Genomic DNA, 12,518 nt, shown 5'->3' with positions numbered 1-12,518 from the left:
GCACAACTCCCCCTCCAGCACCAAGTAGGCTATACACCATCATTGTATGTGCATGGAGAGATCGCGCAAATTGTCCTATTGAGAAATTCTTTCTTTCCGGTCCGATGGAAGCAAGATCGTCAGCATCCCAAGCAAAGGCAAATAAGAGGTGCATCTTATAACAAATTCAATCCCCATAGAATCCGCGAGATTGCCGAGTATGGCGGAGCCAATGCCTGCCAGCCCGAAAGCCACTCCAAAGAACACCCCTGATACGAGTCCCACTCTTCCTGGCAGAAGCTCATTGGCATATACCAATATAACAGAGAAAGCCGATGCCAATATTAATCCGGCAAAGAAGATTAAAATAATCGAAAATGTTAAATTGGCATAAGGAAGCAGCAGAGCAAACGGAGCTGTTCCCAAAATCGAAAACCAAATCAAGCTGCGGCGGCTGAATTTATCCGCCAATATCCCGCCTAAAAGAAGACCGATTACATTGGCCCCTAGAAAAACAAACAGCACCATTTGCGCCTGACTTACCGTAAGACCAAAATGTTCGATGGCATAAAAGGAATAGTAGCTGCTAATTGCAGCGATATAGACGTTTTTGGAAAAAACAAGCAGCATCAGAATCGTGATCGCAAATATAACCTTGCCTTTCGTTACATTCAGCTTCGATACGGGCTTTGCTACCTTCTTGGCATTGGAGGCTGGCACCAGCGCAAGCTGGTTTCCATACCATTTGGCAACATTATATTGAATGACGACGCCAATCGTTACGAATAGAACAAACCAAATGACCCCTCGTTGACCGGTATGCACGAATAGCACCGCTGTCATGATCGGCGCAAGAGACTGTCCGATATTGCCGCCGAATTGGAAAATCGATTGTCCCGTTCCCTTCCTCTCCCCTGCAGCCAAGTAAGCTACGCGGGCAGAAACCGGATGGAACACGGCAGAACCAATGCCGATGCACATCACCGCGGCCATCACCATCCAAAAATGGGTAGCATACGAAAGCGCAGCGACCCCAGCCATCGTGAAGAGCATGCCTATGGGTAGCATCATCGGCTTCGGATGCGAATCGGAGAAAATTCCGATGATCGGCTGCAGCAGCGCTGCGGTTAAATTGATCATTAAGGATATTAGGCCGATTTGCGCAAAGGTGAGCGATAAGGAATCTTTTAAAATCGGAAATAGAGCGGGTACGACCGATTGAATCGTATCATTAATCAAATGAACGAAGCTAATGGCAAATAATAATGGAAATAACGTTTTTACTGCGGTTGCGGATGCGGCAACTGAGGCTTGATTGCTGGACATACTAATTTCTCCTTACTTTAAGTGGTAGTATGATATGCGATATATTGCATATTATATTCCGCCTACCATATAAAAGCAATATATCTTTTTGGACATAACGATATCATTTGCTTCGACTCCCTATCCTGCGATATATTATATATGGTATTTCTCTTTCTCACATCCATCCAGAATCATAAATAAAGGAGGGCGCAAATTGCCTATTCCAACCAATTACTCGACCCCGGTCAGAATGTCCGCCAAAGAGCGTACCTTGAGCCAGCTGCAAAAATGGATCATTGACGGCACGCTTCAGCCCGGCGAAAAGCTAAATGACGTAGAGCTTGCAGAAGCACTCGGCGTAAGCCGGACTCCGATAAGAGAAGCGTTCCAGCTATTAGAAGTGCAAGGACTTATTCAGACTTTTCCCGGGAAGGAGACAAGGGTCTCTCCGCTCGAGAAGGAGGATATCGTCAAGCTGTACGCACCGCTTACCGCTCTGCAGGCATTGGCGGCAGAGCTTGCTGTCGTTCATATTCAGCCCGAAGACGTAGAGCTGCTAAGAGGAATTAATGCAAGCTTTGCCGATTGCGTAAACCGAGGCGAGTTATATGAAGCCATGGAGTTTGACGAGAGCTTTCATGAAGCGATCTTGCATATTGCAAACAACCAGCATATCCTCTCCTTCTGCTCTTCTCTTCAAATGCATATCAGGCGGTACAAATATATTTTTTTCAAACGCCCGAATTGGGAGTCGCAATTGGCTGCTATGGACCATGAGGCTATTATCGACGCCTTGGAGGCTCGAAACCCGGAAGAAGCTGCCCGTCTGATGAAGCATAACCTTATCAGGCCGCTTGAGCATTTGGATACGATGCTCCAAGCTACGGTAGTTCGGTAAAACAAATAACAAGGCTTCGCGAGAAACCTATAAAATCTTATCCTATAAAAAAAGTGATTGAGCTGCATCCATTGCAGTTCAATCACTTTTTTATTTTCGCACTTACCTCAGCTATATCAGAAGCACTAACCTTTGGTACTAACGAGTATACCTGATTAGTCTATCATTGTTAGCATAAAGCTCATTCGGTTAGGTGTCTCCCCAGGCTGATAAGTATAAATCACCTCCACCAGCTCTTCGTTCGAATGAATGGAAGCAAGCGGCGCTTGGCTATCTACAGCCAAAGAAAGACCTGGCAATGACCAAAGCTCCTGTGTCAGCAGCTGTGCCTCCAGGGGCCCTCCACTAATCTCAAAATAGATCTCAACAGGAGCTGCCGTATCCAAATAAACCTCAACCGAAAGTTGCTTCCGTTTCACATCGACTTCAAAAATAATGCCTCGCGCATGTGTATTCCAATGCCCGCCCACTTCACGCCTAAGCAGCCGCAAATAATACTTTTCACCTTCCTGCGTAATCCAATGAATGGTTGCCGGATGCATTTGCCCATTCGTATTTTTACTGCCGGACATCCCGCCTAGCATAACATCCTTATCGATCCACGCCTTGGCTGTGCACAGATTAGAGTTTTCTCCAGGTAAGTCCCGCTCGCATAGCTCACGGAACTTCTGCACAGCCAGCCTCTCCCCTTGGGGAACAGTAAGTGATGGCTTCACATATTCCGGTATATCGATGCCTACAAGCGCAATGATCGGGTCATGCTCAGATTCACAGTTAATAGCTGCGAGATGTTCAAACCCTTTCCCGTGTAAAAGATATAGAAATACCCCCATCGAGCTATGTGCCAGCATCTCCATTTCATAGGCACGCGCAAACGGGCCGCTCAAGTTTTGCAATGCGGGGTTATAAAATAAAGCGATGCTCTCCCACAGCCCTTTCTCCACATCGTGGCCAATTCGCTTCAACTCATCAGATTTTGCATAGCAGCGCCAAAGGCCAAGCACTGTAATGTCGACGCCATAATAGGTTGTCGTGTTAAACTCCGCAAGCGAGCCAAACTCCATAAATGCGGCATGAAACTTGTAGCTCTCTTGCTTGGCATGCTCAAGCCAATCCTTGTTTTCAAAGCGTTGACCAAAATAATGGGCGATGAAAATATGCATAAGCTCAATATTCGAATTCATCGGTACCGCTTCCGTTAACCGGCGATCAATGGAGCCAGTAACCGCCATAACCATGGAATTATCCATGCGAGCGACAAGCCCGGCTGGCAGCACCGATTCAAAGTTTTCTAAAATAACCGCAAACGTACAGGCTACAAATTCGCGCCAATTCGGATCGTAGCTCCTCCATACAGGAGGAAGCACATCTTCTCCATATCTATACGCGCTGCCAGCGCCAAGCGTTTGCCATGGCACCTTTCCCTTTGGAGGCGGGGATGCCTGAGGAGATGCCCGAAATGTGCCGAAATAAATTTCGTCTGCATCATTTAGCTGCATATCTATCACCTTGTTTAATACAACAGCCGCCCTCTCCCAGTCACCCGGCTCGTTACGCAGCAGCAGTCCCACTGCATAATGGCCGCTACCGCGTGTGTTATGCCGGTCAAGCTGCTCGGCATCCCGGAGCATGCCCTCCTCCTCGTCGAACAGCTGATCCATATATTCCATGGCATGATTAACCAAATAGCGCTGCTCCTCCGCCATCCGATCTCGTATGCTATGATACATAAAGCTAATTCCCCTCTCCGTGTTCTAGCCTTTAACTGCGCCTACCATTACTCCGCTGATAAAATAACGCTGCAGCCAAGGATACACGATAAGGATCGGCAGGGTTGAGAATACGACGCTGGCCGCCTTAAGGCTCTCCGGCAATACTGTTGCAGCCGTCATCCCTTCCATTTGCATCAGATCATGCACCTGATTTTGCTGAATCATTTGGTACAGCTTCAGCTGCAGCGGATAAAGCTCAGGGTTTGTAATATACATTAACGCATCCTGGAAGCCATTCCAACGGCCAACCGCATAAAACAAGCTCAGCGTTGCCATAACCGGCAGCGATAATGGAAGGATAATGCGGAACAAAGTACCAATATGACTGCTTCCGTCAATGTCCGCTGCTTCCTCGAGGCTCTTCGGAATGTTATTGAAGAAGGAGATCAGAATAATCATATAGAACGGACTGATCAAGCCTGGCAGAACAAGCGCCCACATTTTGTCCAATAGATGAAAATCACGGATTAAAATATACTCCGGTATCATGCCGCCAGTGAAAAACATCGTAATTACGATGATGAGCATAAATATTTTGCGTCCTTTAAGCTCTTTCTTAGAGAGTGGGTAAGCAACCGCAATGGTCATCACCATCGATAACACGGTCGTCAACACGGTCAACAATACCGTAAAGCCCAGTGATCGAATCATCGACATATCGGAGAACACTTTACTGTAAGCCTCAAAGGTTAGTTCGATGGGGTAAAAAGAAACCTCGCCCGACATAATGGGACGGTTGGCACTTAATGAAATCGCAATGATATGAATAAAGGGCGCCAGGCAAAGCAGCATGGTCATGATAACCAAAATAACGTTAGCTGTATCAATCACTCGGTTGGATGCACGTTCGCTCATCGTAGTTGTCCCCCATTTCTTCATCTTCTGGAATCTAAATTATAAAATGCTCTCGTCTGCCAGCTTCTTCGAAGCATAATTGGCGCCAAGCAGAAATACGAGTCCGACAAGCGCTTGAAATAGCCCAACCGCCGTAGCTAACGTAATCTGACCGGATTCCATCCCTATTCGGTAGACGAATGTACTCAGCACATCCGAGTAGTCACGTACAGCAACGTTACCGATAATAAACGGCCGATCAAAGCCGATTGAAATCATGTTGCCGAGATTGATAATAAGCAGCGTAGCGATCGTTGTCTTGAGGCCAGGCAAGGAGATATGCAAGATTCGCTTAAATCGGTTGGCGCCATCCACTTCTGCAGCTTCAAACAACTCCTTATTAATGCCCGTCAGCGCGGCAAGATACAAGATCGTTCCCCAGCCTGCGCTTTGCCACACGCCAACCGTCAAATACGTAATAAGCCAATACTTTTTGTCGGTCAGAAACGGAATTTCACCGATCCCAAGACCCGACAGCACATTGTTGATAAAACCAGATTGTGTTCCGAACACCTGCAATACGATCCCACCGATTATGACCCAAGAAATAAAGTGGGGAATATATAATACCGTTTGCGCCATCTTCTTAAACCACGACGTCTTAAGCTCATAAATCATAATGGCTAGGATGAGCGGAGCGGGAAAGGAGACGAGCAGATCGAGAAAATTCAATAAAACAGTGTTGCGCAGCGCATCGAAAAAGTCCTGATTCTGAAAAACTTCCTTAAACGCATCGATCCCGATCCATTTACTGCCGGAAATGCCTTGGAAGAAATTAAAATCCTTAAACGCGATTTGAACCCCATACATCGGGCCGTATTTGAACAGGAAAAAATAAGCTAGGGGCAATACAAGCAAAATATACAGATGCCAGTTTCTTCGTAAGTACATGTTCATTCTCATGGCCACTAGTCCTCCTTTATACTGAAACACGTGGCCAGAAGGAATGATCGGCTCATTCCTTCCACCTCGTACCTGGCGCGTGTAATTATTTCGAGCCCATTTCTTTGTATGCAGCCGTACGCTCATCCAATATCGCTTGACCGCCGCTTGCCATGTAATCTTTCATCATTGCCGCATACGTTGATTCGAATTGCTCCGTTTTCACCATCGTTGCCTTCACGATAAATTCTTGGAATTTATCAGCCAAACCGTTGCCGTACTTTGCTTCAGCAGCAATGGGATGGTCAAAACGAACCGGAGTAATGGGATCCGTATTCGAAATTTCGACTGATTTGCGCATGTCCGCTTGGTATTCGGCAGGCGTTTGTGCGATGTATGCATCCGTGTTTTTCTTGTCATCCCCAGCAAATTTACCGTTAACGATGACGGCAAAGTCACCAAAGTTATAGATTTTATCGCTAGCTTCCTGAGCCGCATCCGGCTTAACGATTGGAACGCCGTCCACAAGCGTGAAGTTTTCGCCTTCAATTCCGAATTGAATATCGAATAAGTTCGTTCCAGATGCCATCCAGTCCAAGTATTTAATCGCTTCAACCGCATGCTTGCTGGATTTTGGAATCATGACATACAATCCGTTAGGCGCATAGGTTGGCTTGGCAAACTTGCCTTCTGAGTTCGCAAATGCGTCTAGCGGAGTCATGACTGCGCCAGCTACATTCGTTTGCAGGTTTTTATACGTATTGTTTTGCGTAAAGTATAATTCACCCGCGTCTTCACTGTAGAAGCCGACACGGCCGCTCTGAACATCTTCCCAAAGCTGCTTCTTGTCCTTGTCCAAGCCAAAGTCCTTGCTGATCAAACCTTCGTTGTACAATTTATTCATATATTGCAGTGCATTCTTAAACCCTGGCAGCAGCGTTGGAAAATCATTTGATCCGAGCTGCTGAGTTAGCGTATAGCGTTGTTCCTCGGTCATAGGCTCAATAAACGACCACAAAAGCGATTCGTATTGAGCGGAAGCAATCGTCATGCCAAAAGGAATGACCTTTCCTCCTGTGCTGCCAGGGTCCTTTTCTTTAAATGCCTTTAGCGTCTCATAAAGCTGCTCGGTGTTTTGCGGAGCTGGCAAGCCTAGCTTATCAAGCCAGTCTTGACGAACATAAGAAGCATATTTGCCTAATACCAAACGTCTGCCCGGCACAGCGAATTGCTCTCCGTTATAACTTCCATATGCCAGCGTATCTTCTCCGAGAAACTTTTTGAGATTTGGCCCGTATTCATCCATGAGTTCAGTCAGATCCGTCAGCCCGCCTTGCTCAGCGTAACGATTAAAGGTGCCTGAATCATAAGTGAAGACAATATCCGGCACTTCCGTCCCACTTGCCATTAATACGTTAAGCTTCTGAATCTCTTCCGAACGAGGAACAGGGACAAATTGAACATCAATATTGTTTGGCTTGCCAAATCTCTCTTTCACGAGGTTAGTTAAGTAACTGTTAGTAATGGTATAGCCTGCTGGCGTGTTGCCGCGATCGAACAGCTCTACTTTTAAGGAAGAAGGCTTAGTCGATGCGGTCCCGCCTTCTGCATTTGGTGAAGCATTGTTGGAAGAACATGCCGTTACGAATACAGTAGAGATTAATGTAACTGCAACTCCTAGACGTGCCATTTTTGCAAAGCGGTTTCTCTCCATTACCCTTCACCCAAACCCTTCTCTATGTGCGTATTTTTTATCGTCAGCGCCTCTCTCTAATCGGCAGCGCCTTGATGTCACTTATTATTACATGAAATTTAAAAATACGACAATAAACTAGTTTCGCACGATAAACCCTGCATTTTAACGTTAATTTACATGACATAACAAACCTTTTTCGTATAAGCAAACGATTTTCACACTTGTTTTGCATGGAAAAAACGCCCTTTACCTTACCAGAAGCAGTAAGATAACGAGCGTTTATGATGGGTCTTCCTGTTACTGCTCAGGCTTCATCTTGAGCTTGCGGTAATCACCAGGCGTAACGCCTACGATTCTTTTAAAAACTCTGCCGAAAGTGATCGAGTTGGCATATCCAACTTTTAATGCGATTTCTTGAATGTTCTCACTCGTGCCAGCAAGCAAATATTCTGCCCTTTGCATTCTGAGCTGCATGAGGAAATCAACAAACTTCATGTCGAATTCTTCCTTGAACAGATAGCTGGCATACTTGCCGGAGATTTGAAACCGGTCACTCAAATGCTTAAGAGACAAATCCGGATTCACAAAGTTCTCTTCAATATACACTTTCATTTCACTGATCATGGCTTTGTAGCTTTTGGTCTCATTGACGGATACATAGATACGATACAGCTCCGTTAGCCAATGCAACAAGACGAGCTGCACTTGCTTCAGTGTCGATGCCTCTTCTAATTCTGCATAAAAAACCCGAAGGCTTGAGGCGTCAAAGGTTTTGCGCAAACGGTCCGACATATCGCCAATTTCTCGATCCAGCATCTGCATAAGTGCATGAAGCAGCATCCGAATCTGCTCATCCTTAATCGAATCTTTGCGAAACGTTTCAAACAACACGTCCAGCTTAGCACGCCAGCCCTCGTCCGCAATTCGAAAGTCTCTTACGATCTCACTAAACGTTTGCAAATACTTATACGATTGAAGAGTTGATTTGTCAGGCAGCTCCTCGCTCATCACTACCATATCCTGTCCCAAAGACAGCTTATGTTGAAGAGCGGAATCCGCAGCATGGCAGGAAGCCGGCACTTGTTCCCAACTGTCGACAATCGTTCCAACACCAATGGCCAAAGAAAGTCCTAAATTATCGCTAACCCATCTTAATCCATTATCCACTAATGTCTTGAGTGTTTCTTTGCCTACTGCGGAGGTTTGTTCCCAGCCGATTAACACGCCCATGCGACTGCCGCTAATCCACTCCGACCATCCATACATCTGCTCTTCCTCCATAAATTCCTGAAACAAATTCATGAGGGTGAATTTCAGCATATTTTGATCGTTTGCCGCGTAATTTTTGCGGAACTCGCCATATTGGTTTATTTCGACTGCGATAAAGACGAGCCTGCCTGGTTCCATAGGCAAAGGTTGGAATTGGCGGAGCCTCTCGGCAACCGCTTCTATCCGCTCCCCTTCTATAATATCCAGAAAGAGCTGGCGTCGGTGCACGAGCAAATTTTCATGATGCCGCTGCTCGTAATGCATCGTTTGCTCAATTAAACTCTCAAGGGCATGATCAATAACGACTAGCTCGCTGTTCTCTGACAGCTGGCCTCCCTGAAGCTGCAGCGCTTGAATCCGATTCATCATGACTTGAATCGGCCGATAGTTTTTGCGAGTAATATAAAAAATATAGACCATACCCAAAATAACGGTCAAAACGCCAATGGCGATCCATATGTAGGATACAACAGATACCCAGGCGAATAGTTGTCCAGCGCGAATTCCGCTTTGAAATGTCCAGCCGGTATTTTCCGAGCGTATGCTCGTGAGCACCTCGCCCTTCGATTCCGCTTCGCCATGAGCTGCATATAAGAGCTCTCCCTTATCATTTATAATGCGCATAAAGGAGATCTGGCTATTCGTCATATCGTCAATCATTCGCTCAATGCCGTACATATTAATATTGATGACGACCATGCCTTCAGCGCCAAAAGGAATCGGAAGCTGCTTGTAAAGGCTAATGACCTTGCTAGTACGGTCGGTTATTTTTTGTGGATAGTCACGCGGTGCACTCCAGCTCGAAGACTTTTTGTCAAACAGCGCTTGCTCCAAAAATTTTCGGTCAGCAAAGGCATCAAGCGTCTTCAGCCCATTCAAAGTCAACACCGATTGGTCCGAGGTGCGATATAAATATATCGATTCGATTAGCTGATTGCGGTAAAGCATGCCGTTCATTTGCCTGACTGTGTCATAGATGCGGGTACTGTCCTCCTCCTGCTTAAAACTGCCCAAAAAATCATTATAAACAGGATTAGTCTCCATTTCCTGAAGCATAGACAGCTCTATCTCGCCTAATGAGCGCTGGATCGTATCCACAATATACCCAGTCGAAATTTCGTTTGCCTTATTCGTTTCGCTGCGCGATAGCTCGCCAACGATTAGAAATGATAAAAATATCAAAATGGAAACCGTTAATAAAAATATGGGGAAATAAGAAAACATCATTCTGCTGGACCAATTTCTTCTCATCTTATCCCCCGCCTGTCGTTTCTCGGATGCTGAGTATCGCCGCCGCGCATGTCCTTGCTCTGTTAAAGGAAGCGACTAGGCGGATAAAGCTGTTCTCTTGTTCACCCAATATAGCATGGCAACACCAATTAACGCACTAACTGTGCATGCCATATACATCATTTCTGGTCCTCCTGCGTGATAGAGGTAACCATTAAGCAGATTTCCGACGATGCCGCCCAAGCCTACAAATACCATATTGAAAAGGCTTTGGCCCGTTGCCTGCATCTGCTTGCCCGAGGCGACAGCGACATACTCCACAGCGGCCACATAAAATAAACCAAAGGATAAGCCGTGAAGCGCCTGTATTCCGATCATGACCGAAGGAATCGGGTACAGCCATTGAATTGCCCAGCGCAGCGCATAGGCGAAAGCTGCCAGCACTAATGTTTTCTCGCGCCCGATTTTGCCCACGACCTTGGCCGCAAGCAGCATAGACGGGACGTTCGTCATGGACGCCAGCAGCAGTGCGACGCCGACTAAAGAATAGCTTCCTCCCGCTTCCTGAAAGGACAGAACGAAAAATGAGTTATAAGCAGTCAGGGTCTGGTTAACAAAAAAACAAGCCACAAGGAAAATAACAAAATCACGGTTGCTTAGCAGTTTTTTAAAGCCTTCACTTAGCGAAACTGCCGATTTATACGAATCGCTCTGGTTGGATAAGGACAATACCGTCATTGCCCCTGCCGCACTAAATAGGAAAAAAGGCATCCATAGCTGTGTAATCGCAAAATGAGATAAATAAAGTCCGCCCGCATATCCGCCAAGCGCTGTTCCTAAGCTGCCCAAGCTGCGAATCGTCCCATACGAGGTACGGGCATGGCCTGCGGCCGAGACCGCGTAGGAATCGGCGATCGGGCTTTGTGTCACTTGAAAAATAATCGAAATCGTGTAGACAAGCACCATGATCGCAAATAGTTTGACACTGTAGAAATAGGCTAAGATGGACGGAACAGCTATACTGAGCACCAGCACCAGCTTCGTCTGGCGAAAGCGGTCCACCATGAGTCCCCACAATGGCTGTACCAAGATAGACAACAGCGTACCTACCGCCATCATAATTCCAACGCTTCCCGAAGACATCCCTTGATGTACAAATAGTGTTGTCAAATAGGGATTAAACATGCCTCCAGCCAATCCCGTAAATAAATACAATATGCGGAGCTTGTACAATACAGCTCTCGCCTCTCCTGTTATCGCTGACGAATCCATTGCCGTTGCCTTTTCCATGAAGTTAATCTTCCTTTGCTGAGTAATGGCTTTGACCCCCGTCGCGCTTTCTCTATTGGTTAAAGATTTACAAGTTCGTTTCTAATTTGTTCATAAGCATGGCGGGCAGCCAGATTTACAGCTCCGAGGACAACTGCTGTCTCACCCAAAATGGAACCCGTTAGCAGTGGCCGAATGGGAAAGCGGAGATCTGTATGCTTAGCTACTACCGGTAATAATACGTCCGCATAGCTTCCAATCTCACCGCCGAGCACAATGAGCTCAGGAGCTATCATCACGCTTACATTATGAATAACAGCCGCTAGCAGCTCACCGTACTCTTCTGTAATCGAAATGGCCAGTTCATCCCCCATACGTGCCGCTTCAAATAGAACAGCAGGCGTTATCTCCAAGTATTCCCGAAGCAAAGATGGTTGGCTGCTATCTTCCAGACAGTTGTGCGCGATTCGCTGCAGGCCCCCTGAGGAAAGCAATTCCTCTACTCTCCCCTCTCGGCCAAGCCGCATATGACCGATTTCTCCGGCAGCTCCTCCAAGCCCCCTTACGAGCTGACCTTCCACAACTAGACCGGCACCGACACCCGCACCAACGGATAAATATACGAATAGTGGAGTCTCCTTGGCTGTCCCGCTGCTTTGCTCTGCCATCGTCGCTAAATTCACGTCATTCTCAACAAGCACCCGCGTGGCAAACAGCTTCTCTAGGGATTCCCGTGTAAAGCTATGTTCATATTTTTTCAGCTCGTTAAGCATGAGCGAAGCCTGCCCTGTCTCCGGAACGACAACGGACGGCATTGCAACGGCTATGTAGGGAACCATCCCCCATTGCGTGCCCTGTCTGCCGATTAGCCTATTGATGACCTCTTGCAGCTTGGGCATAAAAATATGCGGCTCAGCCCCTTCCGTTTCCAGCTCTTCGTAATCAAGCAGGGAGCTATCCGGCCGCGACAAGGCGATCCGTGCCTTCTTGGCTCCAACATCGATTCCGCAAACATAATAGGCGGAGTAGTTAAATTCCAACAGTGTTGCTTTTCTTCCTTGCGCATTTTCCCCTCTGCCCACCTCGCGCACCAAACCTTTGTCGATCAGCCTCTGAACGGATGAGGAAACGGTTGGCTTGCTTAGTTCTGCCAATCGGCTTACTTCCGCACGCGAAATTCTGCCTTGCTTGAAGATGATGTCCAATATTAATTGATCGTTCAAGCCGCGAATATAGTTAGAATCTCCTTTTTGCATGAACAAGCGTTACCTCTCTCTCTAATTAGTAAGTTAGTTTAACTAATTATATAAACCATTATAAT

Annotated in this window: 9 protein-coding genes; 1 reads left to right on the top strand and 8 read right to left on the bottom strand. The window is 46.6% G+C overall.

The window, feature by feature from the left end; all coding sequences use genetic code 11:
- Nucleotides 1-75 precede the first annotated feature (75 nt).
- Nucleotides 76-1,305 (bottom strand): MFS transporter, encoded by a 1,230-nt coding sequence (locus tag FJQ58_RS25540; protein WP_139997639.1) that lies wholly within the window; start codon nt 1,303-1,305, stop codon nt 76-78.
- Between the two features lie 196 nt (nt 1,306-1,501).
- On the opposite strand from FJQ58_RS25540, the gene FJQ58_RS25535 reads away from it, so the two are divergent.
- Nucleotides 1,502-2,185, top strand: coding sequence for a GntR family transcriptional regulator (locus FJQ58_RS25535; protein WP_139997637.1), 684 nt, complete (start codon nt 1,502-1,504; stop codon nt 2,183-2,185).
- A gap of 155 nt (nt 2,186-2,340) precedes the next feature.
- On the opposite strand, the gene FJQ58_RS25530 is transcribed toward FJQ58_RS25535, so the two are convergent.
- The 7 genes from FJQ58_RS25530 to FJQ58_RS25500 all read right to left on the bottom strand — a co-directional run bounded on the left by FJQ58_RS25530 (nt 2,341) and on the right by FJQ58_RS25500 (nt 12,453).
- On the bottom strand, nt 2,341-3,915 hold the full coding sequence (locus tag FJQ58_RS25530; RefSeq protein ID WP_139997635.1) for a tetratricopeptide repeat protein: 1,575 nt from the start codon (nt 3,913-3,915) through the stop codon (nt 2,341-2,343).
- Between the two features lie 24 nt (nt 3,916-3,939).
- Nucleotides 3,940-4,812 (bottom strand): carbohydrate ABC transporter permease, encoded by an 873-nt coding sequence (locus FJQ58_RS25525; protein WP_139997633.1) that lies wholly within the window; start codon nt 4,810-4,812, stop codon nt 3,940-3,942.
- 39 nt (nt 4,813-4,851) lie between these two features.
- On the bottom strand, nt 4,852-5,754 hold the full coding sequence (locus FJQ58_RS25520; RefSeq protein ID WP_139997631.1) for an ABC transporter permease: 903 nt from the start codon (nt 5,752-5,754) through the stop codon (nt 4,852-4,854).
- 85 nt (nt 5,755-5,839) lie between these two features.
- A complete protein-coding gene (locus FJQ58_RS25515; RefSeq protein ID WP_139997629.1) occupies nt 5,840-7,447 on the bottom strand; it encodes an extracellular solute-binding protein in 1,608 nt (535 codons plus the stop codon).
- A 279-nt stretch (nt 7,448-7,726) separates the two neighbouring features.
- Nucleotides 7,727-9,949, bottom strand: a complete 2,223-nt coding sequence (locus FJQ58_RS25510; protein WP_139997627.1) for an AraC family transcriptional regulator — start codon at nt 9,947-9,949, stop codon at nt 7,727-7,729.
- Nucleotides 9,950-10,024: 75 nt separating this feature from the next.
- Complete coding sequence (locus FJQ58_RS25505) at nt 10,025-11,218, bottom strand: MFS transporter (RefSeq protein WP_139997625.1); 1,194 nt, start codon at nt 11,216-11,218, stop codon at nt 10,025-10,027.
- Between the two features lie 59 nt (nt 11,219-11,277).
- Nucleotides 11,278-12,453, bottom strand: coding sequence for an ROK family transcriptional regulator (locus FJQ58_RS25500; RefSeq protein WP_139997623.1), 1,176 nt, complete (start codon nt 12,451-12,453; stop codon nt 11,278-11,280).
- Nucleotides 12,454-12,518: the final 65 nt, after the last annotated feature.

This window comes from Paenibacillus paridis (assembly GCF_006345825.1).
Classification (GTDB): domain Bacteria; phylum Bacillota; class Bacilli; order Paenibacillales; family Paenibacillaceae; genus Pristimantibacillus; species Pristimantibacillus paridis.
This window is presented reverse-complemented; position numbering and strand designations above follow the sequence as displayed.

Excerpts from the sequence above, each read along its gene's own strand:
- FJQ58_RS25540 (WP_139997639.1), bottom strand. The coding sequence starts at position 1,305 with ATGTCCAGCAATCAAGCCTCAGTTGCCGCATCCGCAACCGCAGTAAAA.
- FJQ58_RS25530 (WP_139997635.1), bottom strand. The coding sequence starts at position 3,915 with ATGTATCATAGCATACGAGATCGGATGGCGGAGGAGCAGCGCTATTTG.
- FJQ58_RS25525 (WP_139997633.1), bottom strand. The coding sequence starts at position 4,812 with ATGAGCGAACGTGCATCCAACCGAGTGATTGATACAGCTAACGTTATT.
- FJQ58_RS25520 (WP_139997631.1), bottom strand. The coding sequence starts at position 5,754 with ATGAGAATGAACATGTACTTACGAAGAAACTGGCATCTGTATATTTTG.
- FJQ58_RS25515 (WP_139997629.1), bottom strand. The coding sequence starts at position 7,447 with ATGGAGAGAAACCGCTTTGCAAAAATGGCACGTCTAGGAGTTGCAGTT.
- FJQ58_RS25510 (WP_139997627.1), bottom strand. The coding sequence starts at position 9,949 with ATGAGAAGAAATTGGTCCAGCAGAATGATGTTTTCTTATTTCCCCATA.
- FJQ58_RS25505 (WP_139997625.1), bottom strand. The coding sequence starts at position 11,218 with ATGGAAAAGGCAACGGCAATGGATTCGTCAGCGATAACAGGAGAGGCG.
- FJQ58_RS25500 (WP_139997623.1), bottom strand. The coding sequence starts at position 12,453 with ATGCAAAAAGGAGATTCTAACTATATTCGCGGCTTGAACGATCAATTA.